This window comes from Methylocella tundrae, from assembly GCF_038024855.1.
GTDB lineage: Bacteria > Pseudomonadota > Alphaproteobacteria > Rhizobiales > Beijerinckiaceae > Methylocapsa > Methylocapsa tundrae.
In genome coordinates this window covers 44281-67556 of the sequence record NZ_CP139089.1, presented here as the reverse complement: position 1 = coordinate 67556, position 23276 = coordinate 44281, and the positions used below count along the sequence as shown (strand labels likewise).

At 60.4% G+C, this 23276-nt stretch carries 26 protein-coding genes; 6 read left to right on the top strand and 20 right to left on the bottom strand.

Going from position 1 to position 23276, the window contains the following annotated elements; all coding sequences use genetic code 11:
* Positions 1–256: 256 nt before the first annotated feature.
* Together SIN04_RS02740 and SIN04_RS02735 are read left to right on the top strand one after the other, a co-directional pair.
* Positions 257–1537 (top strand): hypothetical protein, encoded by a 1281-nt coding sequence (locus SIN04_RS02740; protein WP_134486007.1) that lies wholly within the window; start codon positions 257–259, stop codon positions 1535–1537.
* Between the two features lie 327 nt (positions 1538–1864).
* Entirely contained in the window at positions 1865–2380 is a 516-nt protein-coding gene (locus SIN04_RS02735; RefSeq protein ID WP_244605638.1) for a hypothetical protein, read from the top strand.
* A gap of 198 nt (positions 2381–2578) precedes the next feature.
* Here SIN04_RS02735 and SIN04_RS02730 read toward each other — a convergent pair whose 3' ends face one another.
* From SIN04_RS02730 to SIN04_RS02715, 4 genes are all read right to left on the bottom strand, one after another.
* Positions 2579–4972 carry an efflux RND transporter permease subunit gene (locus SIN04_RS02730; RefSeq protein ID WP_341264189.1) on the bottom strand — a complete coding sequence of 798 codons (2394 nt, stop codon included), beginning with the start codon at positions 4970–4972 and terminating at the stop codon, positions 2579–2581.
* 129 nt (positions 4973–5101) lie between these two features.
* The gene (locus SIN04_RS02725; RefSeq protein ID WP_134486006.1) at positions 5102–5629 is read right to left on the bottom strand and encodes a gamma carbonic anhydrase family protein; all 528 of its coding nucleotides are present in this window, start codon (positions 5627–5629) and stop codon (positions 5102–5104) included.
* Positions 5630–5668: 39 nt separating this feature from the next.
* Complete coding sequence (locus SIN04_RS02720) at positions 5669–6064, bottom strand: DUF3126 family protein (protein ID WP_134486005.1); 396 nt, start codon at positions 6062–6064, stop codon at positions 5669–5671.
* A gap of 159 nt (positions 6065–6223) precedes the next feature.
* Positions 6224–6991, bottom strand: coding sequence for an alpha/beta fold hydrolase (locus tag SIN04_RS02715; protein ID WP_134486004.1), 768 nt, complete (start codon positions 6989–6991; stop codon positions 6224–6226).
* A gap of 230 nt (positions 6992–7221) precedes the next feature.
* Between SIN04_RS02715 and SIN04_RS02710 the strand changes: the two genes are divergently transcribed.
* The gene (locus SIN04_RS02710) at positions 7222–7443 is read left to right on the top strand and encodes a DUF2093 domain-containing protein (protein WP_134486003.1); all 222 of its coding nucleotides are present in this window, start codon (positions 7222–7224) and stop codon (positions 7441–7443) included.
* A gap of 147 nt (positions 7444–7590) precedes the next feature.
* On the opposite strand, the gene SIN04_RS02705 is transcribed toward SIN04_RS02710, so the two are convergent.
* From SIN04_RS02705 to SIN04_RS02695, 3 genes are all read right to left on the bottom strand, one after another.
* Positions 7591–8892, bottom strand: a complete 1302-nt coding sequence (locus tag SIN04_RS02705) for a 3-deoxy-D-manno-octulosonic acid transferase (RefSeq protein ID WP_341264188.1) — start codon at positions 8890–8892, stop codon at positions 7591–7593.
* A gap of 318 nt (positions 8893–9210) precedes the next feature.
* Entirely contained in the window at positions 9211–9480 is a 270-nt protein-coding gene (locus SIN04_RS02700; RefSeq protein ID WP_134486001.1) for a DUF4170 domain-containing protein, read from the bottom strand.
* A 90-nt stretch (positions 9481–9570) separates the two neighbouring features.
* Complete coding sequence (locus tag SIN04_RS02695; protein WP_134486000.1) at positions 9571–10392, bottom strand: inositol monophosphatase family protein; 822 nt, start codon at positions 10390–10392, stop codon at positions 9571–9573.
* Positions 10393–10694: 302 nt separating this feature from the next.
* Between SIN04_RS02695 and SIN04_RS02690 the strand changes: the two genes are divergently transcribed.
* Positions 10695–11246: a hypothetical protein gene (locus SIN04_RS02690; protein ID WP_341264187.1), complete on the top strand. Its 552-nt coding sequence runs from the start codon at positions 10695–10697 to the stop codon at positions 11244–11246.
* 208 nt (positions 11247–11454) lie between these two features.
* Positions 11455–11718 carry a hypothetical protein gene (locus tag SIN04_RS02685; RefSeq protein WP_244605636.1) on the top strand — a complete coding sequence of 88 codons (264 nt, stop codon included), beginning with the start codon at positions 11455–11457 and terminating at the stop codon, positions 11716–11718.
* Positions 11719–11835: 117 nt separating this feature from the next.
* Here the strand turns inward: SIN04_RS02685 and SIN04_RS02680 are convergent, their stop codons facing one another.
* From SIN04_RS02680 to modA, 5 genes are all read right to left on the bottom strand, one after another.
* Positions 11836–12135: an ArsR/SmtB family transcription factor gene (locus tag SIN04_RS02680; RefSeq protein ID WP_134485997.1), complete on the bottom strand. Its 300-nt coding sequence runs from the start codon at positions 12133–12135 to the stop codon at positions 11836–11838.
* Positions 12136–12281: 146 nt separating this feature from the next.
* Positions 12282–13031, bottom strand: coding sequence for a glucose 1-dehydrogenase (locus SIN04_RS02675; protein ID WP_341264186.1), 750 nt, complete (start codon positions 13029–13031; stop codon positions 12282–12284).
* 234 nt (positions 13032–13265) lie between these two features.
* A complete protein-coding gene (gene modC / locus SIN04_RS02670; protein ID WP_341264185.1) occupies positions 13266–14363 on the bottom strand; it encodes a molybdenum ABC transporter ATP-binding protein in 1098 nt (365 codons plus the stop codon).
* Positions 14360–15055: a molybdate ABC transporter permease subunit gene (gene modB / locus SIN04_RS02665; RefSeq protein ID WP_166795827.1), complete on the bottom strand. Its 696-nt coding sequence runs from the start codon at positions 15053–15055 to the stop codon at positions 14360–14362. Before modB ends, modC begins: the two co-directional genes overlap by 4 nt.
* Positions 15056–15108: 53 nt before the next feature.
* Positions 15109–15909: a molybdate ABC transporter substrate-binding protein gene (gene modA / locus SIN04_RS02660; protein ID WP_134485996.1), complete on the bottom strand. Its 801-nt coding sequence runs from the start codon at positions 15907–15909 to the stop codon at positions 15109–15111.
* Between the two features lie 343 nt (positions 15910–16252).
* Here modA and SIN04_RS02655 point away from each other — a divergent pair, with 343 nt between their 5' ends.
* Positions 16253–16702 carry a hypothetical protein gene (locus SIN04_RS02655; protein ID WP_134485995.1) on the top strand — a complete coding sequence of 150 codons (450 nt, stop codon included), beginning with the start codon at positions 16253–16255 and terminating at the stop codon, positions 16700–16702.
* 40 nt (positions 16703–16742) lie between these two features.
* Here the strand turns inward: SIN04_RS02655 and SIN04_RS02650 are convergent, their stop codons facing one another.
* The 8 genes from SIN04_RS02650 to flhA form a co-directional block, all read right to left on the bottom strand.
* Positions 16743–17405, bottom strand: a complete 663-nt coding sequence (locus SIN04_RS02650) for a hypothetical protein (RefSeq protein ID WP_134485994.1) — start codon at positions 17403–17405, stop codon at positions 16743–16745.
* A gap of 93 nt (positions 17406–17498) precedes the next feature.
* Complete coding sequence (locus tag SIN04_RS02645) at positions 17499–18005, bottom strand: hypothetical protein (protein ID WP_134485993.1); 507 nt, start codon at positions 18003–18005, stop codon at positions 17499–17501.
* A 98-nt stretch (positions 18006–18103) separates the two neighbouring features.
* Positions 18104–18505, bottom strand: a complete 402-nt coding sequence (locus SIN04_RS02640; protein WP_341264184.1) for a hypothetical protein — start codon at positions 18503–18505, stop codon at positions 18104–18106.
* 44 nt (positions 18506–18549) lie between these two features.
* A complete protein-coding gene (locus tag SIN04_RS02635; protein WP_134485991.1) occupies positions 18550–19074 on the bottom strand; it encodes a hypothetical protein in 525 nt (174 codons plus the stop codon).
* Positions 19071–19553 (bottom strand): rod-binding protein, encoded by a 483-nt coding sequence (locus SIN04_RS02630; protein ID WP_166795826.1) that lies wholly within the window; start codon positions 19551–19553, stop codon positions 19071–19073. Before SIN04_RS02630 ends, SIN04_RS02635 begins: the two co-directional genes overlap by 4 nt.
* 27 nt (positions 19554–19580) lie before the next feature.
* A complete protein-coding gene (locus SIN04_RS02625) occupies positions 19581–19997 on the bottom strand; it encodes a hypothetical protein (RefSeq protein ID WP_134485989.1) in 417 nt (138 codons plus the stop codon).
* Positions 19998–20154: 157 nt separating this feature from the next.
* Positions 20155–20841 (bottom strand): flagellar biosynthetic protein FliR, encoded by a 687-nt coding sequence (locus tag SIN04_RS02620; RefSeq protein ID WP_244605635.1) that lies wholly within the window; start codon positions 20839–20841, stop codon positions 20155–20157.
* A gap of 65 nt (positions 20842–20906) precedes the next feature.
* The gene (gene flhA / locus SIN04_RS02615) at positions 20907–22997 is read right to left on the bottom strand and encodes a flagellar biosynthesis protein FlhA (protein ID WP_134485987.1); all 2091 of its coding nucleotides are present in this window, start codon (positions 22995–22997) and stop codon (positions 20907–20909) included.
* Positions 22998–23276 lie beyond the last annotated feature (279 nt).

The following is a 23276-nucleotide window of genomic DNA, read 5'->3' as shown; positions in this document are numbered from 1 at the left end:
GAGGAAGTCTAACGTGAGCGAGCGCCGTTCCAAAACCAATTCAGTCGACGAGATCATTCAAAACCTTCGCAACTTTTATTTGAGTTCCATACGAACACTCGTTTTTATTATATATCGTCGATATCGCAGCGGCGCCCTCGCCTTGAAACGCTCGCGTCAATGCTGTATCGGTTTTGAAGTTCTTTCATCTTCGTCCGGGCCACGCCGCCGTCAAAATGGCTGGCTTCTTTCCTTCTCAATCTGACAAGCGATTGCAATGTTTGTCGCGCTCGGCTTTCTTCTCGGACTCGTGGCCCTCGGTTCCGTGATGCCCATCGTCGATGGGACGATGCTTCCTTCTTTCCTTCCCCTGCTGGCCGCCATCGGCCTCGTTTTGGTCGCGGTCAGGCTGCCGCCGGCGGAAGCCTCGCGATTTGGCGCTCTCGTCAAGCCGCTCGTCATCGGCGCCGCGATCCCGGCCCTCTGGATTTTATTCCAGATGGCTCCCGTGCCGGCTGGTCTGGCTCATCCCGTATGGGCGAGCGTGAAAGCGGGCTTTCCTTCCCCTGTCGCCGGAAGCATCACGGTCGACATCGGCGCGACAGCCATGGCGCTCGTGAGCTATCTCACTCTTGTCGGCGCGATCCTGCTGGCGACGGCCGTGACGATCAATCGGGATCGCGCTGAAATCGTGCTCATTACGCTGACGGGCGCGACCACCCTTCTTTCGGTTGGGTTGCTGGCAACGAGCATTTTTGGCATGGCCCACCCAGCGGCGCGTGAAGAACTCCTGGATTGCGCCTGCCTTGGCGTCATTCTCGCTTCCGCCTGCGCCTGCTTTGTCTATGAGCGCCACGAGACCCGCCGAGCGAAACTCGGCTATGGCGACGCCAGATTTGTCTATCCGCTGCTGGCGTCTCTCGCGGCATTTTTGATTTCCGCGACGGCGGTCGCCATATCGCGTTCGGGCTCCGTAATTTTCGCGGCATGCTGCGGGGTTGGTCTCTTTGGCGCCGTCTTTCTCGTGCGCCGGCTCAGTCTCGGCCGTTGGGGCGCCGGCGCGATCGGCCTAACCGCGAGCGTCATAGTCATTGCACTGATCAGTGGAGCCGCTGGAACCGCTTCCGATCCGCGCTTGGCTTTTGTTCGCAAAGATCCCGCGACAGTCGAGCTGACGCAGCGCATTCTCGCCGACGCCCCCTTCTTTGGCGACGGCGCAGGCGCGTTTTCCTCCATCCTGCCGATCTATCAATTCGGCGACGATGGCGCGCAAGAGCGCAAGGCGGTGACCGCGGCGGCAAAACTATCGATCGAAATGGGCCGCACCATGCTTTGGGCCGCCGTCATCGTCGCCGGGTTGGCGGTCGTCCTGTTCCTGCGCGCATCCGCCAAACGCGGCCGTGATTCCTTTTACGCCGCGGCGGCGGCTTCGTGCATCGTCTCACTGATCGCTCTGGCCTTCATCAACACTGCGCTTTTCGGTCCGACGCTGCCGGTTTTGTCGGCTGTCATCATTGGCCTTGGTCTTGCGCAATCGCAGGGACGCAACGCCGCATGATCAATCCGCCCTCGAACGAGAGCTTCGCGCTTATGAGCGCCGCTGCTGCGTTGATTTCGTCGACTCGTCTACATAAATCATGGTTCTTGTCGCCACGGGCTCTTGTCAAATGATCAAGCGATCGGAGATGACGGCCATCAGTCTCTTGCGGGTCGAGCTTTCAAAAATGGAAGGCCGTGGCAGAACCCGGTCCACCACCGGACATGGTCGGAGCCAAACAGCCCCTGCTTTTCGACGCCGGTTGATCTGCGGCCGCCAAAGCGGCGCCATTGATCTCGCCTCGCACAGGCTCCAGCTTCCTCAATCCGCATAGGGAACAGAAACATTATGCTGGCCCATTTCAATCGGTCCAAAGCTGCTCTGCTCAGTCGGGCGTTTCTCGCGGCGGGGCTCTCCTTAGCCGCATCGCAAGCGCTGGCCCAGCGCGCGTCGGATGGCCCTTTCTCCAGTCTGTCCGGCTATTGGACGGGCAGCGGAACCATCACCATGTCGAACGGTTCCAGTGAGCGAATCCGCTGCAAGGCGGTCTATGCGGTCAATGACACCGGCAAGGCGCTGAATCAGAGCCTGCGCTGCGCCAGCGACAGCTACAGATTAGAAATCAAAGCCAATGTCGTTCTCAACGGCGGCACGCTCTCCGGCACGTGGAACGAAGAAACCCGCCACGCAATGGGCAATATCACCGGGCGCGGCTCCAACTCAGAAATCATGGCAAGGGTAGACGGCGCCGGCTTCGCCGCCGGCCTTCAGGTGCGCTTTCGCGGCGACAAGCAGTCTGTTTCGATTCGGCCGACCACCGGCACGGACGTCGCCGACGTCGCCATCACCATGCGCAAAGGGTAGACGGCGCAAAGACCAATCGAGCGTTTCGGCAGAGAGCCCGGCCAAGCAGCCATTTCGCGTCTTGACGATGCGGAATGGCTTTGTCTGTCTTCCGGCAGGTCGCCCTGTGCCCGGTCCCGCTTAAGTATGGCGATTGATCGCGCCGCCTCGACGCGACGCTTATGCTCGTTCTATCGCGCGCGGGACTGCTTGCTGGCATCACCGCCTTATCGCAATCTGGTCGGCGGTGCGGCGAAGGAACATCGCGGTCGGCCTCAGGATCAAAAGATCGGCGGTCAACGCCGCCATCATCGCGAAGGCGCTCAGCCAGCCGAACAAGCGCAACGACGGCAGATCGGAAAGCACCGTCACGGCAAGACCGCAGGCGAGCACGACCGAGGTCAGAATCAAGGCCGGCCCGACAAGCACCGTCGCCCGCTCCACCGCCAGCGCAAAATTCTCGCCGGAATCATCCTCGATGCGGAGCCTGTTGAGGAAATGAATCGTCGCGCTAAGGCCAAGGCCAAAGGAAACAGTCAATGCGACGACGCTGGCGAACTGAAGCCCCTGCCCCGTTATGGCCAGCAAAGCGCCTGAGGCGACAACGGGAAAGATGCCCGGCAGGATGCAGGCCAGCGCCACGACGACTGACCGAAAGGCAAGCCCGATAAAAGCGGCGACGAAGAAAAACTCGATCGTCAGGCCGCGGGTCAGCTTGTCGATCATGCTCGCGCTGTTGCGCGCCGCGATCGCCGAAAGCCCGGTCACCGAAAGCTTGTAGCCGGGATATTGCGCGCGAAGACCCTTGAGCGACCTGTCGATCCCATCAACGATCGGCAGCAGCTGGCTGGCGTCGGCGTCCGGCACACGTCCCGACACGATGACGGCGTCCTGCTTCGCGTCGATAAAGCGGCGGGTCAAATGCTCGGGCAGCAGATCGACATATTTCTTCAACGTGGCGACATCTGACGAGCCCGCCTTTTCTTTCAGCCAGCGCCGCAGGGTTTCGAGCGACCAGACGTTGCCAACGCCGGCCTGGCGCTCCATGAGACTATGCACCCTCGCGATCACCTCCAGTGTTTCCGGCGCATAAAGCGAAGCGCCCGGCGGCAACTGGACGAGAACGTCGATTGGATTTGCGCCCGTCAATTTGGCGTCGAGCCGGCTGCTTGCCGAGACGGCCTGCTCTTTGTCCGGCACCTGATCTGCGAGCCGATAGCGCGGCTGAAGATTGGCGAAGACGCCGCCAAGCGCCGCGACGACGATCAATCCGATGAGACTGTAAAGCCCCGGACGCCGAACCATTCGCGCGGCTATCCAGAAACAGAACTTGCGCAAGGCTTCGACGCCGAAATCGCCGCCCCGCCCCCTGACCGCCAGCCCCGCCTCATTGCGCAGCAGGAGGACTCCAAGCAGCGGAAACAGGAAAAGCACGGTGAAAAGAGCAATGAGCGTCGCGATCAGGCCCGCTTCGCCAAATGTCCGGATCAGTTCGGAATGGGAGAAAAGCAGCGCCGTGAACGAGAGAGCGGCCGTCGCATGGGTGAGGACGCAGGCGGGCCCAACGATCAAAAGCGCATTGCGCAAGGCCTCATATTTGGTCTGGCCAGCGAGGATGCGATCGCGCGCGGCGAAAGTCAGCTGCATGCTGTCGGAAAAGCTGATCACCATGATCAGCGGCGTCATCACGTTGAGAAACATGTTGAGCCGGAAGTCGAGCCAACCCAGCGCGCCGAGCGCCAAAAGAATCGCGAGAAGGGGCGGCCCGGCCGCGATAATCATAAATGAGACGCGGCGGAAGAATGCTATCGCGATGACGCAGCCGGCGATGAAACCCGTCACATTATAGACCAGCCGGTCGCGCTCCACCGCCTGCCGGATCTCGAGCTGCATGACCGGAACGCCGGAAAGCTCGGCCTTGAGCCCCGCGCCCTCGAGGTCCTCCGCCATTGTCTTGCGAATTTCGCCGACCGTCGCGTCAAGGCCTTTGCCGCCAACGATCTTTGGATCAAGCGCAAGCACGACGAGAGCGAGCTGGCCGTCCTCGGACAAGAGCTTGCCCCGGATGATCTCGTTCGACATCACCTTTTTTATCAGCGCATCGTAATCGGCGCCTTCGGGAAGCGGATCAGGAAACAAGGGCGCCGGCGTTTGCCCGTTTTCAGGCGGCTGGCGCGCCGAGAACAATGAGATGATGCCTTGCACGCCATCGATCAGCTGAACGTCGGTGACGAAATTGCGGAGCTTGTCCAGCGAGTCGCGCTCCAGCAGGCTCTTGCCTTCGATGACGGCGAGGACGTCGAATTCGCTCGACGGAAAATTGCGCGTCACTTCCTCATATTGCCTGAACTCGGGCGTGTCTGACCGGAACAATTGGCTGAGCGAATCATCGACCTTGATCCGCGTGAGACCCAGTCCGGCGGCGAGGGCCAGCGCCAGCGCCGCCAGCCCGACCAGCCAGGGAAGCCGCAATGAAATGAGACCCAGGCGCTCGATGCCGAGCGCCAGCGCGGGACGCTTACCGACGCTTGACGAAGTGAGATTGGCCTCGGCTGATTGCTCCGCCTGTCCGGTTGTTTCGATCGACACGAGCGTCTCCGGAGTCGTCTGCATCAATCCATAAACGGATGTCCGCGCCAAATTGTGGCGGATCATTCGGTCGCGAAGAACGCCTCAGGCGGAGTGACGTTCCCGGATTTCAGGCGCGAGCTTTGCGCCTGGCATAGGATGCGGATCGCGGCTCTACAGAGGCGCCAGTCCTTTGGCGTACCGCCGCCAATTGGCGACGTAACGCGCCGCGCTTTCGCGCAGCCGGGCGGCGTCGATCTCGTCGAGTTCCCGAAACAGCTTGGCGGGGCTGCCCACGATCAGCGAATTATCCGGAAATGACTTGCCCTCTGTGACGAGGGCGTTTGCTCCAACGAGGCAATTGCGGCCAATCTTGGCGCCATTGAGGAGCGTCGCTCCCATGCCGATCAGGCTGTTGTCGCCAATCGTGCAGCCGTGCAGGATGGCGCGATGGCCGATCGTGCAGTTTTCGCCGATCGACACAGGATAGCCGGGGTCGGTGTGCAGGACGCTATTGTCCTGGATGTTGGAGCCGGGTCCAACGAAGATTTCTTCATTATCGCCGCGCAGAACGACCCCGAACCACACCGAGGCGTCGGCGCCAAGCCGAACCTTGCCAATCACCTGCGCATCGGGGGCGATCCAGAAACTTCCCTCCGGCGGCAGGTCGGGCGCAATTCCATCGAGCGCGTAAAGCGGCATATGATCAAACTCCAGGAGCGCTTTAACCTTAAGCTGGCCTCAAAACGCCTCGAGGTCAAAATCAAGAATCGCCATCTGGAGCGTGAAGCTTTTGCCCTTGGGATCATCGGCCGAGATGATGCCAAGGAAATCATCGCCGTGATTGAGTTCGACCGAATCGGTCTTTTTGGCGCGGGCGACGATCTTCAGCTTGTCGGTTTCGAACAGACGCCTGAGATAGTCCTGCAGCACCGGCCGCTCCACCGGGATCGCCATCTCGAAGGCGAAGGATCGGTCGCCGTCCTCGTCATCAACGGAGATGGTGCCGATCTGCCGCTGTCCGAAATGCACGTCGGCGTCTTCCGGATTGCGTTTGCCCTGCGTCACCTTGATGCCTTCATTGCCGAAGGCCTCCTGCAGAAACCCTTGCAATTTTCGCAATTCTGTCTTGTCCAAGGGATCCTCCTGAGCCGGTTGGGAGGGCGTGGCTTTGCCAGAAAAACGCCGCCCCCGCAACTGCGCCGGAGGCATTCATCACCGCCTCAGCTCTCCTATCGCGGCTAATCTTACACCTTCCGGCGCCGGGCGCTCACCCGCCTGGCGCGCTAAAGAATATTATGGCCTTTGCGCCAGGAATTTCAGCACGCCTTTCTTGTAAATCGGATCGCCGACGGCGCGGTTGTGGTCGCGGCCCACGATGTCCAGCGCTTGTCCCGCCGGAAACATCGCCGCGAGCTTATGGGGATCGCCGGCGACCTCGTCCTCTGTGCCCGTCGCGACGAGGACCGGCACGCCGATCTGTCTCGCTTCGGATTCGTTGAGAAGCTGGCGCGCTCCACGGATGCAGGCGGCCATGGCCCTGAGATCGCTCTTGGTCGCTTCGGCGAAGCTGCGAAACAGGCGCTGGTTCGGCGTCATCAAATCATCAATGGAAGGCGCCTCCATGGCGTCGGCTATGCCGAGCGGCAGACCGGCGCCGTCGATCAGATGGTGCCCAAGGCCGCCGAGGATCATGGATCGCGTGCGCTCCGGATGGGCTTTGGCGAGAAAGGCGGCGATGCGGGCGCCCATCGAATAGCCCATCACATCGGCGCGCTCGATGTCGAGATGATCGAGCAGACGGCGGCAGTCCTCGGCCATTTTTGGCACGGCATAATCGGCTGGCGCGTAGAATTTCTGGCTGCGGCCATGCCCGCGATTGTCGAGCGCGATGACGCGCCTCCCGTCCTCCGTCAGGGTCTTGACCCACTGCGGAAAAAACCAGTTGACCGCATGGTTGGAGGCAAATCCGTGAATGAGGAGAATGGGTTCGCCGCGATCGAAGCCTGTGGGCTTTTCGTCGGCGAAGGCAAGGCGTGCGCCTTCTCCGTAAAATTCGAGCATGCGCTCTCCTGTCGTGGCGGCGTGCGGCCGCAACTCCCTCGTCGCCCCGCGATGGCGAGGCCGGGACGCCGCGGCGGCCTTGGGCAAAAACGAGGCCTGAAAATAAGGATTCAGCCTCAGATTGGAAGCGCTATTCTCGAGCCAAAGGTTGCCGCACGCATCGATAGAGTGGCGAAGCGCGCGCAACTGCGTTATCTTATGGCCACCCCTCCTCAAAGAGCGCGAAATTGATGAACCGCTACGAACGTCGCCCGATCTCCGCCGGAGAAGCCGAGATCGAATATCTCGATGGCGAATTCCGCATTTTGCGCCCCGGCGCCTTCGTGCGATGCGCCGCGACGGGCGTCGCGATCCGCATCGAAGACCTGCGGTACTGGAATGTCGATTTGCAGGAGCCTTACGCCGGCCCGGAAGCGAAACTGCAAAAACTGAAGCCAAAATCTCAGGATTAAAGCCTTCAAGCTGAGGCGCGCCCGTCTGCGCAAAGACATCCGTCAAGCAGCAGCGTTTTTGATTGTCTCAATCGTGAAGCGCCCTCACGGATCAATTGAATTTGACTTCGCTATACTGCGCAAAAACGCGCGTGGCTCGGCGAAGCCTCAGCTTTCGGCCTCATCTTCGATTTCAGGCCGCACGAAGATCTGGGCCAGATAGGGCGCAAGCGCCTGCATGATCCTCCACGAGGCGCCATTGAGGCGCTCGACTTCGTCAGCGGCCGCGCGGCCCATCGCGCGTAACTCGGCGGCGTCGAACAGCAGCAACGACGCTTCGCTGGCGAGCGCTTGCGCGTCATTGACGACAGCGCCGCCGCCCGCGCCATCGACAGCCGCGTAGACCTCCTCGAAATCATCGACATCCGGCCCGTGCAGGATGGCGCAGCCAAGCTTTGCCGCTTCCACCGGATTGATCCCGCCGCCGCCGCGCAGCGATTTGCCAAGAAAAATCACGCCTGTCGCGCGGTAGAACAATCCCGCGTCGCCTGCGCCCACGATGTGGATCGCGGGGAGCGCGCCGCTGTCGTGGTCCGCAGCGGTAGCGACGCGCGCGTCCAATCCGAGCCTGCCGGCGCGCAGCGCAACATCGAAGCCGCGCTTTGCATGACGGGGCGCGATGATGGTGAGAAGATCCGGAAAGTTCCGGGCGATTTTCTGGTGCGCCTCGATGACGATATCCTCTTCCAGCGCGCCGGCCGGAAACGCCGCCCAGACCGGCCGCGCGCCAATGCGGGCCAAAAGACGCGCCAGCGCCGCCGCATCGGCCGGGGACGGCGCAAGATCATAAATCGGATCACCGGCCGCCTGCGCGCATGACGCGCCAAAGAATCGAAAGCGCTGCGCATCCGCCTCGCTGCGGGCAAGGCACAGATCGACGCCGCCAAAAAGGTCGCGCGCGACGCCCGGCAGCTTGCGCCAGAACAGGAAGGCGCGCGCCGACAGCCGGGCGTTGATGAGAGCGATAGGGAGGCCGCGCTTCCGGCTTTCGCTGATGAAGTTCGGCCAGAATTCGGAGGCGGCGAAGAGCGCGACGTCCGGGCGCCAGTAGGCGAGGAAGGGCTTCACGAATCGCGGCGCATCGAGCGGGGCGCATTGATGCAGCGCCGTCGGCGGCAGCCGGATCGGCGTCGAACCATCGTCCCGCGTCGTCACGAGGACAGCGAAGCCGGCGGCGCCCAATCTCTCGATCAGGGGGATCAGAGGCGCGATATCGGCGGCGGCCGCGCCGTGAAGCCAGGCAAGGCGGCCATGCGGCCGCGGAAGGGAGGGCTTTGCGAGCCGCTCCTGACTGCGCAAGCGGTCTTCCGGACGAAGCCGCGCGCGCCGCATTCTGGCGCGCCACAGTAAAAACGGCGGCGCCAGCGGGGCGAGAGCGGCGCTGCAGGCCCGGTAGAGGGAAAGCAGCATAGTGCCCTTCGGGATCGGTTGAAACGACGCGTCATGCGGCGCCGATCCATCTTATAGCGTTCAATCGAGCCACGCCCGCATCAAACAGCGTTATTCTGCGCGGCTCTCCTAAATCTGCGCCGCCTTCCGCCCGAAGCCTCAGCTCCGCTCTATCGCCCTTCTTTCGCGCCAGCTATCGACGGATGTCCGGAGCCTGCGGATCATTCCAGAGCTGTTTCAGGTCGAGCGGAATCACTCAACCATTTCGAAACCGCTCTCATTCAAGCGGTTAGAGGATTTTCGGACGCAAGACCGGTGTCCGCTTCTGCTGAAAATGTTCTAATGTTCGTGGTCTTCGCCTTCTTCCTCATGCTCCTCGGGATCGAGCAGGCGGTGAAGGTGCGCCACGAAATAGCGCATCTGCGCATTATCGACGGTCGCCTGCGCCTTGGCGCGCCACGCCGCCACTGCGGAGGCGTGATCGGGAAAAAGGCCGACAATTTCGATCTGGTCGAGATTTTTGAATTCGGTTTGATCCAGTTCCTTGAGTTCGCCGCCGAACACAAAGTGAAGGAGCTGTTTCTTCTGGGGAGCGGGGGCGCGTTTCATGACATCATCCAGCGGTTTCTAGGGTCAAAGGGTGGTTTCCTCAGCCTGCGCCGCAAGCATAATTTACGCCAGCGACGATGGTTTGACGGCTCATCCCGGAGCGCAGCCTCGGGCCCGCCGCATCGCAAGATTGATTTGCGATTGAAGCTGGCGCGGCGCGGCGGTGAGCAGCCCGTGGCGCGTCTCCTCGCGGTTATAGACGAGCTCAACGCCATCGAGACCGGCCAAACGTCCGCCTGCTTCCTCAAGAATGAGATCGGCCGCCGCGATATCCCAATCATTGGAGTTTTCCGACGCGAAGCCCGCGTCGAGGGCGCCCGAAGCGACATAAGCGATGCGCATCGCCAGCGAGGGGACCCGCGGCTGCAAGGTGAACGTCAGTCCGGCCTGACGCAATTCCTCTGCGAGGAACAAAGGCGCGCCGACGCGGGCGCTGGCGTCGAGCGTCGCGATGCCCGAGACTTCGATCGGAACGCCATTGAGCCGGGACCCGCCGTCCTTTACGGCGACATAGGTCTGCTGGAGCGCCGGCGCGTGAACAATGCCGATCAGGGGCCGGCCATCGCGCACCAACGCCACGGCGATCGCCCAGGTGGGTTCGCCAAGCGCAAAGGCGCGCGTTCCGTCGATCGGATCGACGACGAGCACGAGCTTTTTCGTCAGGCGCTCCGCCGAATCCTCCGTCTCCTCGGACAGCCAGCCAGCTTCCGGCAGCAACTCCTCGAATCGCCGCTTCAAAAATCGATCGACGAGATGATCAGCTTCGGTGACCGGCGATCCGCCGGCCTTGTGCGAGACCATCGCGCTGGTCTTCTCGCCATGGCGGAAAAAGGCGAGCGCGAGCTCGCCCGCGTGTCGAGTGGCTTCCTCAAAGGAAGCAACGAGACCGTCCGCATGAGAGAGTGACGCCAAGACTTTTTCTGAGCACGAGAAAAAACTGAATTTGGCTTAACCTGCCGCACTGCGTGACACAAGCTTTTCTCCAGGACGCCGGCCAACGCGGCGCCCAAAGTCGCGCGATCGGGCCGCGGTCGGCGCGCCGGTTGAAGCCAGCCTCGGGCAAGGTGGCGCGCCCAAGATCAAGGTCAGCAGGCCGTCGGCGAAAAATCCGTTCAACAAGAGTGATTTCACAGTCTGTTGACGAGAAAATTTAGCAAGATCGAGCTTTCCCCTCGCCGATTCTTCGCTCCCTCACATATGCCCGACACAGGCGAATGATGCGACATCCGCGGTTCGATAGGGAGGCCAAGACGGAGATCATAGCACGCGTTGGACCAGATCCACGCGCCGATGGCGGATGTCGGACGGTCCTCATCAGCCCGCGCTGCGTCACCATCCGGCGACGTCTTCGAGGCATGAAAATGCATCTCAGCGTTCCGGTGGTGAATTATTTCGGCGTCGCGATCGCGCGCGGCCAAAGGCGGGACCGGCCGCTCTATCGCGTCAGCCTCGCGCATCAGGATCCCGAACTCTGCGTCATTTTGCAGGAAGCGCGTGGTCGCTCGAGCTTGGCGAACGCGCAGCGCTACTGGGCCGCTTTTTTCGCTGTGCCGGCGTTGACCGCGCCTCCCGCGCGCTCGTTGGCGAGGCTCATTGCGGCGCGACCTGCGATGCAAACGCCAGCCGATCCGTCGATGATCATTCCGACCGTTTCTCCCCCCACGACGGCGCAGAGACGACGAAGGCGTCGGCGACGCCGCAAAGGCCTTTTGAATCGGCCGCCTTCCATCTTTCGCGGCGAGCGGGAGATCATCTGCTATGACTGATACTTGCTGGCGCGCAGCCCAGCGAACCAGCGGGAACGGGACTCTGATTGAAGGCGAAACCGGCTCATGCAAGCGCGTCTCGCCGAAGCATCATTCCCTGCGAGACCGGATCCGCGTTTCTCTGCCGAACGGTGTTCCGTTGCGAAAAACTCTGCGCCCCCGGCGGAGCTTCGTTTAGGCTGCGCAAGGCTGAATTGGGGAGATGACTTTGACGATCGCCATTGATCCATTGGTCGCCGCAGGGGTCCTCGCATGCACGGCGGTGACCGACGCGGCCTATGTCCTTTTCACCGCGGCGGTCGCCGCCAGACGCCGGCTTTGGGCGGCGAACTGGAGCGGCATCTGGTATCTTCTCTCCGCCTTCGCAGTGATCAGCTACACGCAGAATCCAGCCTATGTTCTCTTCGCCGCTCTCGGATCCTGGCTCGGCGCTTTCGCCTCCGTGACCTGGCTCAGGCGGGGATCGCCGTAACAGAGCCCCTCCGGCCGGCGACTGGCTCACTCGGGCTCTCATGGACCAGCCGGAAAGGCCGCACTACGCTTTAACGTCCCGCCGCGCTGTCTTCCACAGCGATCCGCCGGCGTTCTCTCAGGCGAGATCCTCCCTCAACCGCCGGTGGAACGCCTCGAGTACATCCCGCCGCAGAACGTAGCTGGCGAATTTGCCCTCCCGCATCACCTCCACCAGCCCCGCCGTTTCGAGTTCTTTCATATGATGGGACAGCGTCGCCGGGTTAATGCCGGTGCAATCGCGCACAGCGACGCAGGAGAGCGCATCATGCCGCTCGCCAAGATGTTTCAGGATTTCGTACCGGCGCCGGTCGCCCAGAGCTTTCGCGATCAAGAGAAGCTGATCCTCCGTCAGCGTTACGCCAAGCGATTCCGACATCCCTCTCCCCGGAGCGTAACGCGTTGAATCGATCGCACTCCTAGCAGAAACCGAACCGTCCCGACGAGATCAGGCCGGTCCGCTCAAACACTCTCGTCCATCATGCGGCATGACCGGAATCGGCCTGCCGCCCTAGCTGCTTTGCTCTATCGCAAGCCGCCTGAAACCGCCAGCGTTTCGCCTGTGACCCAGCGCGATTCGTCGGAGGCGAGGAACGCCGCCACGAGCGCGACGTCTTCGGGCTGGCCGGTGCGCCCAAGCGGCGTCAGCGCGATAAACTGCTTTTCAAAGTCGCTCCCGATGATGCCGGCGGCGGTCGTGCCTTCGGTTTCGATCACGCCTGGATTGATTGAATTGACCCGGATTTTCTTCGGCCCGAGCTCCTTCGCGAGCACGCGCGTCACGGAGTCGACCGCGCCTTTCGTGGCGGTATAAACAACCGTCTGCGGCGGATTGATGCTTGTTATGGCGGAGCCGATGTTGATGACGCTGCCGCCCTCCTCGCCGAAAACTTTGACCGCCTCCTGTGTCGCGAGCAAGAGGCCGAGAACGTTGATGTTGAAATGGCGATGAAAGTCGTCTTCAGTTAACGCCTCGATCGGCAGAAGATTGTAGACGCCGGCGTTATTGACCAAAATGTCGAGCCGTCCCAACTTTTGCGTCGTTTCGGCAAAAATCTTCTTTACATCGGCCGCTTTGGCGACATCGCCTTGCACGGCGATCGCTGTTCCGCCTTTCGCCTTGATGTCGGCGACGACCCGCTCAGCGCTCTCCTTGCTCGAAGCATAGTTCACGACGACCGCCGCCCCCTCCGCCGCCAGCCCCTTTGCGATGCCGGCGCCAATGCCTTTTGACGCGCCCGTGACGATGGCTACTTTGCCGGATAATTTGCTCATGACACTCCACCTTGCAAATGCACGCAACATTTCGATGGTTTTACAATTATCGAAAGATTGCTGGCGTTAGGTGGGTTTGCAGATCATGCCTGTCAAGAGGCCCAAAGCGGATTCTCCGGAGAAGGTTTAGCTCCGAGCCGAGGAACACGCCCGAAAGCCGCGCAGTTTTTTCGCCGTGAGAAGTGATGGCGAGAAGTGATGATGACGAGCATGGTTCACTTCCATGCGAAATCGTCAAGGGTGCGGCGCCTCGCCAACGGCGCGCTCATCGAGAGCGGTCGACTTGATCAAAGCGAAGACCTTCGCGCCCCGGTCGAGATGAAGTTCGTCCACGGCGAGGCGCGTTGCGACAGCGGCGAGGCGCCCGCCGCCATCAAGCGCGACCTCGACCATAGCAAAGGGACCCTGGGTCTCGATCGACTCGACCGCGCCGGACAGGACATTGCGAATGCTCACGTCGTGCGGCGATTCTTTCGCAAGCACGACGTCGGTGGCCTTGACGACAATCCGCACGGACCGGCCTGGCGGGCCCGCGGGCCCCGCGAGCCATATTGTTCCAGCGGGATGTTTCAGCTGCGTCAACTCATAGGCTGCGTTGCTGCCGCCGACCGTCACCGTCAGCACCGATGAGCGATCGAACCGGTCTTCGAGCGAACCAGCGGCAGCGGCGCCAAAGACTTCATTCGCATCGCCGATCGCTTTCACCTTCCCATTTTCGAGAACAACCACCAAAGAGGCAAGCCTCACCACCTCCTCCACCGCATGCGAGACATAGACGATCGGGATTTTGAAGTCGTCCCGAATACGCTCGATGAGAGGCAGGATCTCGAGCTTGCGCGCTGTGTCGAGCGCGGCCAGAGGCTCGTCGAAAAGGAGAAGCCTCGGGCAAGACAAAAGCGCGCGGCCGATCGCGACGCGCTGGCGTTCGCCGCCGGAAAGCCGCGCCGGGCGACGCGGCAGCAGGGGCCGGATCCCCAGGGTCTCAACGACGGCGTCGAATTCGATCTGCCGCGCGCCGCGCGGCGCGAACCATCGGCCGAAGAGGAGATTTTGCTGCACGCTCAAATGGGGAAAGAGATTCGAGTCCTGGAACACAAGACCAATGCGGCGGCGATGCGGCCGCACGAAGATGCGCTTCTCGACATCGACCAACAGTTCGCCATCAAGCTTGATGAAGCCGCGATCCGGTCGCCTCAGGCCGGCGATCAGACTGAGCGTTAAGGATTTGCCTGAACCCGACTGCCCGAATAGCGCCGTGATGCCCCGGCCGTCGGCGAAGGCCACGTCGAGTTTGAACGTGGCCAGATCAAGACCGACCCGGATCTCGATCATTCAAAGCTCGCAACGCGTTTTTCAGCCCAGCGCTGAATGATTTCCGAAGCGATCAGCGCAAAAAGCGCAATGACGATGGCGACCGCCGTCAGACGCATGGCTCCGATGTCCCCACCCGGGACTTGCGTAAAGGTGTAGATCGCCGCCGAGATCGTCTGCGTCTCGCCGGGAATATTGGAGACGAAGGTGATCGTCGCGCCGAACTCTCCGAGCGACTTCGCGAAAGCGAGAATTGCCCCGACAATGATTCCTGGAACGGCGAGAGGAAGGCTGACCAGCAAAAAGGTCCAGACGCCGCTGGCGCCGAGACTTCCGGCGGCCAGTTCGAGCCTTCGGTCAATGGTCTCGAACGACAGGCGCATGGCGCGCACCATCAGCGGGAATCCCATCACGGCACAGGCGACGGCGGCGCCTGTCCAGCGAAACGACAAGACAATGCCGATGCTGGCGAGAAACGGTCCGAAAACGCCTTTGCGGCCGAGCAGGATCAACAGGATAAAGCCGGTGACGACGGGCGGCAGGACGAGGGGCAGATGGACCACGCCATTGACGAGCGTCTTGCCAGGAAATTTCCAGCGGGCCAGCGCATAGGCCGTGAAAACGCCAAAGGGAAGGCTCGCCATTGTGGCGACGACCGCGATCTTCAAAGAGAGCCAGATCGCTGTCCATTCATCGGGCGATAAATCCAACACTTAAGCGCTCATTTGATCCGGTTGATCCCTGTCGCGGAGCGACGTCGGCGAGGCTATTTCGACAAAACCGTAAAGCCTTGATCCAGCAAAATCTTGGTCGCCGCCTGCGACGACAGATAAGCGACAAATGATGCGGCCATGCTATTCTTCGAGCCTTCCAGAACGGCGACCGGATAAACGATCGGGCTATGCGTCGAGTCCGGAAATGTGTCGACGACCTTCACCTTGGGATCAGCCTTGGCGTCCGTGGCATAAACGATGCCAAAACGCGCTTCGCCGCGCGAGACGAGGTTTAATGCCGAGCGGATATTATCCGCCTGCGCGAGCTTCGGCTCGACCTTATCCCAAACGCCAAGCTTTTCCAGCGACTGCTTGGCGTAAATGCCCCCAGGGCAAGACGCAATGGTGCAAACGGCGATTCGGCCGTCGCCCGTCGCGCCGGCAAGGTCGAAGCCCGGCTCGATCTTCAGGGTGATATTGGAATCCGCCGGTTCGATCAGGACCAGCGCATTGCCGAGAACGTTCCGGCGCGTCCCTGGTCGAAGCAATTTTGCTTTCTCCAGATAGTCGGCCCAGTTTACGTCCGCCGCGATGAAAATGTCCGCCGGCGCGGCCTGCTCGATCTGCTTGGCGAGAACAGCGGAAGATCCATAAACGATCGCGGGCGCCTTGCCGGTTTGCGCGGTCCAGGAGGCTGCGATCGCGTCAAGGGCGGTTTTCATGCTGGCTGCCGCAAAAACAGTAGGGCCCGCGGTGGCCGCCGTCTGAGCCGAGGCTGTCTGCGGCAGGCCGGGGCGCGCCAGAGCCAGGCACAAGGCGAGCGCATTGAACGCGCGGCGGGCGAAAAACCGCATGCAGATCTCCTCTTCGAATTTTTGTTCCCGACGCTTTAGAGCGCTTTCCGATCGAAAGGAGTCATTCGATCGATCAGAAATCGATCCAGATTCAAAAGCTTGAGCATATTCTTGTCGATCAGATCGAACCGATCTGATCGGAATATGCTCTAGCGCCTGCGAGCAGAGATTGTCTTATATCGCACCTTATACAGCACGAGCAAGCATGACGGCTGCGCGCAGCGGCGCGAAGGCGATGCTGCTTACAGCGTTTACCAAAGCCTGCGATCACGCATTCGCTTTTGCATTCATGCGTTAGGATGCAGGCGCGCCGTTCGCCGCCGCGTCCTGCAGGAGCAACATCATGGGCCGTCGATTGACCGTGGATTCCGGCTCGCCTCGCCCATTTGCGCAGGCGCGCAAAGTCGCGGTTCTGGTTCAAGGGCGTGTTGCGCGGGACTTCGCCTATTGCGTCCACGACACCATAAAGCGCGTCGAAAGACGGGCGGCGCGTAGACGCCGCACGCGCCTCAGATCAGGAAAGATCCTCAATCGCCAAAACGCATTTTTAATTGAATGCCAGATTTACGACCGGTCCGACAGGGGCGCGCGGGTGCGGCTCCTTGGCGATGTCCCGGCCCCCGTCGCAATGCGGCTCTATGAAGACTATCCGGAACGGCTGATCGACGCCTACGTCATTTGGCGAAAGGACCGCGAACTCGGTCTTTGTTTCATTCAATCGCCAGCGTCGCTTAAGATAAGCCGGCTGCAGCTCGCATGTTTGCGCGGCCGCCATTACGCGACTGACGGCTGAAACGCCTCGCCAACATTGAAAAGGCAGGCATGCAATTTTGTTATAGGCCGGTCTCGGCGATCACCCCCTTCTCGGTGGTGATAAGCCATCGACCGCTCCTGTTCTCGATTGAAAGAATGCGTCCGGCGTCCGGCAGCACGGTTCCGGGCATTGCGACGTAAGATCCTTTCGGTCCTTCCGCCAACAAGCCGCCTTTCGGCGCAAAGCGGAGAACATAACCTTTAACAGCGCCATGCTTCACGTCGGGCTCTTTGTCCGGACGCGGTCGTTCGGCGCTCGCGTTCAACGCAGCCTGATCGATCGAACCTGTCACGTTAAAATCGACTTTATGGCTCTCTGATTGATCCATCTGCGGCGATCGATGGCTCGCCTGACCACCGATCGGCTGCGCGAAAATCATCAGATGCTCAATGCCGCCAAACATTGGGTGACTGTTGTCGCGCGCGATCATGAAGCCGGCAAAACCTGCCGAACCTATCGCAGCGGCAATCCCCGCCGCGACAAGCCCATGATCGAGCGTCAAAGCAAAGCCGTGCAGCGCCGAGATCTGCGCGTGAGACGGCGCCCCCGCCTTCGGCGCGCCTTGCATCAACCCGATGCCGAAAAGAACGCGCCCTCGCACATGCGTTTGCCGGAAGGTCGAAGCCGGCTGTTCCGTCTCGCTCTGCTTTGACCTGCCCTTTTCCCTACGCAAACCGTCCATCCGCCGCCCCTTTTGAAAGCCGCCCATTCCAGAAGTCCATGCCCGCTCACGCATTGCGACCGCCCCTCGGGCCTACCGCCTGTGGCCCGCACATCACGCAATAAATTCCTGCGCATCCTGAAGCGAAGGGAACATGCGCCGCCCCAGCATTGTCTCAACCTCGACGCTGCCGTCGGTAAACAGCACATAGGCTCGATCTTTGACCCACCCACGCTCCAGGATCTTCCTTGGCTGGGAGGGTTGTGGTTTAACGATAGCCTTGGTCACAGCTTGACCGGGAGCGGGCGTCGCAGCATGAACCATGGGATTGGCGGGAGTTGGCGCTCCTGACTGCGGCCTGGCGTGTTGAGACCGTTCGAGCACAGCTTCGAAAAACCTGTTCAACGCTCCGAAACCGGTTTGCAGGGCGCCGAGAATTCCGATGCCGAACCCGGTCATAATTGCGCCTTGCGCGATCGTCGGTATATCGATTGTCGCCACCCCGAGGGAGCGTCCTGACGCCTGCGCCATGAAGTTGGTCAACTGGGGCGCAGAAAACAACAGCGCCCATCCCGCAGCTACGATCATGAACCCAACCCATGTCAGCCTTTCGAAGATCATCGTTTCACCCTTTCCTGCTCATAAGCGATCGCCTACCGATTCCGCGCATTGTGACGCTCGCTCCCGGGCTCGCTAAGGAGCGCCAGGAAAGGCGGCCATCATTTGGAGATGTCTTGCTTCGGGACATAATTAAATTGTTCGACCAGCACGTCTTTGATGATGTCGCCGCCGAGCCGTTGATTGACTCTCTTCACAAGATCCTTCGTCAGAGCAGCGACGTCGTATTTTTCCAGATGATTGAAATCAACCTTATCCACATAAAGCTTCCGGAAAGCCTCATCCGTGATGAACACATCTGGCGGCACCGACATCTGCTTCAGAGCTTCCGGATCAATGAGATAGATGAACTGCGCGACGACGTAGCCTGTGATGTCACCGTCGGCAATCATCGGAACGCTTATGGCTTCAGTCTTTTTATGCTCCAAATGCTCGAATTGTCGCGGCGCCGACTTCACCTGCCCGGCGCCGGCTTTCCAGGTTGCGCCAACATAGGCCGACATCAGCGTCGCTACGCAAATCCATAGACAGCTAGCGACAAGCCGGATCATTCCCTGTCGCTCCGCGTATAACGCCTTATAGAATAGGTCCCATCCGATTCATGATCCTGGATGGCGCGCGCAATGATCGCCGCGATTTCTCCAACCGCTGTCAGATGTGTCTGTAGGCTGGCGAGGTTGCTCTCCAGTTTCGTCCGCAATCGCCCCAACGGCGCCCTGGCCTCAAAGTCGAACGTCGAACGATCATGCGCCCGGCACGCGCTCATCGCCCGGCTGAGTTCGAGCAGTCCATGGCTCTTCTTATGATTAAAATCATGCAACGCTACCGGCTTGTTCTGCCTGAGTAGCTGTGTCTCAAGATCAAGCAGAGATTCGAGCTTTTCCACCGCGTTGAAGAAGGTCTCCAGCATCGGCCTCGACTTTTCACCTTCAGGGAGCGCGCTTCTCTCTGCAGCATCAGGGTCTTCTCGCTGCGCCGCCGGGCCGCCAGGACGCGTTGGCGGCGAGAGGCGCCCGACAGCGCCGGGCTCATGCATAAGCTCGGTCGCGAGCTTGCCATCGGTCAAGCTCACGATTGCCTCCCGGTCACGTGCGGATCCGGTAGCCTTGCGTGAACCGCGCCATGCGTAGCGTCGGCTCTTTTATCTAGGCCGAGGTCTACCGTCTTGCCAATTTGCTTGGCCAATTGTTCGGCCAGCATAGACCTCCACACATCACCGGCGGTTCCGCTTCCAAAGACGCCGCTGCCTTCCTTCGGCAACATGTTCTCGACAAGGTTTTGCAGAACGAGTTCCTCAACGCCCTTGTATGCCTTCGTCCGCGCGTCCATTGGAGACGTAGCCGCGGCGGATGGGCTTGCGCTCATCTTGGCCACTATGCTCCGCAATTCCGCATCGCTCGAATTGCTCGTTCTCATGACGCTCGAAAAATCCGCACCCGCCGGTTCCCCGGCGCCGAGGCGAGATAATCTTTCCGCAGCGGCCAGAGACTTGCTCGGATCCGCGGCTCTCGCGACGTCAAGCACGATATCCGACACCGGATTGATCGACATGCGCCTCTCCATTCGAGGGATCTCAGCTCACGATGAGCCGATAAGCTTGCTTGAGGCTGACGCCACTTCGCTGACCGAAGCCTCGATCACCTCCATCAGCCGGATCTGTTCCTCTTGCCGGCGCTGATCGGCCTCGAGCGCAGAGGCAATGGCCTCTGCGCCCCGCATCCGCGCGCGCTCGGCCAAGCGCTTCTCAGTTTGCGCGCGGATCTCAGCTCGCAGCGCCGCGTCGGACTTTTGCAACGCCTCGAGACGCCGCATCACAGCGTCAGCGGAAAGACCGTAGAACGCAGGCTCCGTTTCGATGAAGGCAATCAGCCGATGACGGTGCTCTTCGATCGTTTCCAGCTGACGTTGAAGTTCAATCAGCGTCCAGCCCGCGAGACGATCGATTTCGGTCTGCGCCTCGAGAATGCGCCGCGCCTTCACGAGCCTTTTGTTCATCGGACTGATCTTCTATCCGTGGCGCCGCCATACGGTTTGCCGACCAGTACGCTTTGCGGCGCTCTCTCAAAGCTGGCGCCGTCATCGGCCGGCCGACAGCCGATAGTGTCTCCGACGGGAGCTTGTGGAACGGGAGGTTGAAAGCGCACAGGCGCCTCTAACCCGAAATCAACCATGTCGCAAATCCGGTTGTAAAAAGCTCCAGAAGATGACTACAGGTAAGGTAAAGCAAGAACAGTCCACCCATCGCTACGGCTGGAACGGTGACGAAGTAAATAGGAATTTGAGGCGCGAACTTGCCAGCAAGGCCAACCGCCAGATTAGTGATCAGCGAATAGAGGATGAAAGGGCTGCTGATGCGAAGGGTAAGCAAAAACGATCGCGCGAGACAATCTCCTATTTGAATCAATCCGAACTGTGTGTTGAAAAGCCCGGACACGGGTAATGCATCATACGAGGCTATCAAGCCACGCAGGACCTCCCAGTGAAGATTCGTCAGGAAAAACAGGACTGTCGCGCCGAGCGAGATCAGTGATACGATCGCCGGCAGCGGCTCGCTGTCATCTGGCGGGGGCGTCAGCGGGCTCGAGAGGCCAATCGCCATGGCGATCGCGCTCGCCAGCGTTTCCAGCGCGCCAAAGAAGATACGGCCGAGGAAGCCTATCAACGCACCGACCAGACTTTCGCTGAGGATGATCTGCAACAGCGCGAACGGTCGCGCCTCGGACAACTTTGGTTCAATCTCCGTCGACAAGAGCGGCGCCAACCCGAGCGTTATCGCGAAGCTAGAGAATAATCGGACCTTGACCGGAATGCGCGGGCCCGAAATGCCGGGCATCAGCATCAGACAGGCGCCGATCCGGCAAAACAAAACAAAGACGGACAGAACGGTCTCTGATCCTATCGCGATCACGATATCGAGCCGAGCGATTTGATTTCAACGCCGCGCGCTATCTCGAGATGTGAAAGCACAGGCAATGTGGCGAAGAGGCGCTCTACTACCATGCGCACATAGGGGCGCGCCTCAGGCGTCGCGACGAGGACGAATTGATGCCCCTGGTCCATACGCTCCCGAATAACCGCCGACGCGTTCCTGCCAAAATCTTCGACCATTGCCGGATCGAGATCGAATTCGATTACCTCGCCTTTGGAATCGCGCTTGAGGCTTTGATGGAAAGCAAGGTCCCAGCGATTGCCAAGGCGAAGGACCTTCAAACTACCCCCATCCATCAAATCGCCACAGATCTGCTGCGCGATCCTCATGCGAACATGCTCCACGACCTGTTCCGCGCGACGAGCATGCGGCGCGATCTCGGCGATCGCCTCCAGAATGAGATGCAGATTGCGGATCGATACTCGCTCCGCAAGCAGAAGTTTCAGCACCGCCTGCAACCCCGAGTATGAAATCTGCGAGGGACAGATATCATCGATTAGACGCTTATATTCCGGCCCAAGCCGTTCGAGGAGGCTCCGCATATCCTTGTATGATAAGAGCTGCGACAGATTGTTGCGAATGACTTCGCTAAGGTGCGTCAACAGAACCGAAATATTGTCGACCGGGTTGACTCCTTCCCGTTTGAGCTCATTGGCGAAGGTTTGCGAAACCCATACCGCCTTCATACCAAACGCCGGCTCGCGCACGTCGTCGCCAGGCAGTTCCGGTCGGCGACCATCGCCGACGATGACAAGGAGGTCCCCGATCCGCAATTCATGCGCGGCTACAACAGTGCCGTGAATCTTGATCTGATAGCCTTTCGTCGGAACAGACAGACTATCCGACAATTTGATTTCGGGGACCACGAAACCATATTGCTTGGCAAACTTGCGTCGCATCTTCGCCACGCGCGCGGCAAGTTCATTGTGGGACACGAGGAGGCGCGTCGCCAATTGTTTGCCAAGACAGAGCTCGATTTCCGCCGAACGCATCGACTCCTTGACAGATTCACTGACCTCCTGCTGCGCGGCCTGCTCGGCGGCCGCGTGTCGCGCCTCCTCCGCCTGACGCTCCCTGGCTATACGCTTTGGCGCCTCGTAGGCGACGAAGCCAAGAACACTCCCCAAAACGGCGAATGGAAAGAAGGGCAACCCTGGCGCAATCGCCATGCCGAACATCAACAGCGCAGCCACCGAGAGCGCGCGAGGATATTTCACAAGCTGGTTAAGCACCGCCGCCTCGGTCGCACCCCTTGTGCCACCCTTTGACACAAGTAGCGCCGCCGAAAGTGAAATAATCAGCGCTGGGATCTGCGACACCAACCCGTCGCCAACCGACAGCTTGACGTAGACGTCGGCCGCTTGCTGCAGGGGCATGTTATGCCGTGTCGCGCCAATCACGATGCCGCCAAAGATATTCACCGCCAGAATGATCAATCCGGCAATTGCGTCGCCGCGCACAAATTTCGAAGCGCCGTCCATTGAACCGAAGAATGAGCTCTCCTCCTCCAGTTCACGGCGCCGGCGCTGCGCCTCTTTATCATCGATCAATCCCGCCGACAGATCGGCATCGATTGCCATTTGCTTCCCTGGAATAGCGTCGAGCGTAAATCTCGCCCCAACTTCCGCGATGCGCGTCGCGCCCTTTGTGATCACCACAAAATTCACCGTCATGAGAATCGCGAACACAATCAGTCCAATGACGAAGTCGCCGCTCATGACAAGTTTGGAGAATCCGCCGATGATATAGCCCGCAGCCGTAACTCCCTCAGAGCCATTCGACAGAATGGAACGCGTCGTCGCTATGTTGAGGGCAAGGCGCAGGAGGGTTGCGACCAGCAGTACGGTCGGAAAGGCGGAGAAATCGAGTGGCCGCTCAATCCAAAGGGCGACCATCAGTATGAGAACCGATAAGGCGATCGAGAACGCCAATCCGATATCGATCATGAAGGCCGGAATAGGAAGGAAGAAGATCGATAGAATGGCGATGATGCCTGCGGCGAAGCTGACGTCTCGCGCGCTCTGGCGCTTCGGGCCAACCGAAGTCCTCAATGCAATATCACCCATCGACGCCCCTCGTCTGCTATTACTTTGTTCAGTCTTGCGGAGGAAGCTTACGCCGGAGTGACTCTAGATCGCCGACGCTACATGATTATCGGGATGCATTACCCATCTCGTCCATTCCCGCGACGGGCCGGCGGCCTCCAGCTTTGAGGCAGACGCGCTTCACGCGGTTCACGTCTTACTGATCGAGACGGAATGCGCCGGAGGTGAGCTTCGGTCCTCACCTGTTTCCACTGAGCGTCATTGTCCGTGCGGAGCGCAACCGAACACAGTGCTCGCCCG

Bases quoted from the DNA above. Each gene is read 5' to 3' on its own strand.
- SIN04_RS02740 (WP_134486007.1), top strand. From the start codon at position 257: ATGTTTGTCGCGCTCGGCTTTCTTCTCGGACTCGTGGCCCTCGGTTCC.
- SIN04_RS02735 (WP_244605638.1), top strand. From the start codon at position 1,865: ATGCTGGCCCATTTCAATCGGTCCAAAGCTGCTCTGCTCAGTCGGGCG.
- SIN04_RS02730 (WP_341264189.1), bottom strand. From the start codon at position 4,972: ATGCAGACGACTCCGGAGACGCTCGTGTCGATCGAAACAACCGGACAG.
- SIN04_RS02725 (WP_134486006.1), bottom strand. From the start codon at position 5,629: ATGCCGCTTTACGCGCTCGATGGAATTGCGCCCGACCTGCCGCCGGAG.
- SIN04_RS02715 (WP_134486004.1), bottom strand. From the start codon at position 6,991: ATGCTCGAATTTTACGGAGAAGGCGCACGCCTTGCCTTCGCCGACGAA.
- SIN04_RS02710 (WP_134486003.1), top strand. From the start codon at position 7,222: ATGAACCGCTACGAACGTCGCCCGATCTCCGCCGGAGAAGCCGAGATC.
- SIN04_RS02705 (WP_341264188.1), bottom strand. From the start codon at position 8,892: ATGCTGCTTTCCCTCTACCGGGCCTGCAGCGCCGCTCTCGCCCCGCTG.
- SIN04_RS02700 (WP_134486001.1), bottom strand. From the start codon at position 9,480: ATGAAACGCGCCCCCGCTCCCCAGAAGAAACAGCTCCTTCACTTTGTG.
- SIN04_RS02690 (WP_341264187.1), top strand. From the start codon at position 10,695: ATGATGCGACATCCGCGGTTCGATAGGGAGGCCAAGACGGAGATCATA.
- SIN04_RS02680 (WP_134485997.1), bottom strand. From the start codon at position 12,135: ATGTCGGAATCGCTTGGCGTAACGCTGACGGAGGATCAGCTTCTCTTG.
- SIN04_RS02675 (WP_341264186.1), bottom strand. From the start codon at position 13,031: ATGAGCAAATTATCCGGCAAAGTAGCCATCGTCACGGGCGCGTCAAAA.
- modC (WP_341264185.1), bottom strand. From the start codon at position 14,363: ATGATCGAGATCCGGGTCGGTCTTGATCTGGCCACGTTCAAACTCGAC.
- modA (WP_134485996.1), bottom strand. From the start codon at position 15,909: ATGCGGTTTTTCGCCCGCCGCGCGTTCAATGCGCTCGCCTTGTGCCTG.
- SIN04_RS02655 (WP_134485995.1), top strand. From the start codon at position 16,253: ATGGGCCGTCGATTGACCGTGGATTCCGGCTCGCCTCGCCCATTTGCG.
- SIN04_RS02650 (WP_134485994.1), bottom strand. From the start codon at position 17,405: ATGGACGGTTTGCGTAGGGAAAAGGGCAGGTCAAAGCAGAGCGAGACG.
- SIN04_RS02645 (WP_134485993.1), bottom strand. From the start codon at position 18,005: ATGATCTTCGAAAGGCTGACATGGGTTGGGTTCATGATCGTAGCTGCG.
- SIN04_RS02640 (WP_341264184.1), bottom strand. From the start codon at position 18,505: ATGTCGGCCTATGTTGGCGCAACCTGGAAAGCCGGCGCCGGGCAGGTG.
- SIN04_RS02630 (WP_166795826.1), bottom strand. From the start codon at position 19,553: ATGTCGATCAATCCGGTGTCGGATATCGTGCTTGACGTCGCGAGAGCC.
- SIN04_RS02625 (WP_134485989.1), bottom strand. From the start codon at position 19,997: ATGAACAAAAGGCTCGTGAAGGCGCGGCGCATTCTCGAGGCGCAGACC.
- SIN04_RS02620 (WP_244605635.1), bottom strand. From the start codon at position 20,841: ATGCTGATGCCCGGCATTTCGGGCCCGCGCATTCCGGTCAAGGTCCGA.
- flhA (WP_134485987.1), bottom strand. From the start codon at position 22,997: ATGGGTGATATTGCATTGAGGACTTCGGTTGGCCCGAAGCGCCAGAGC.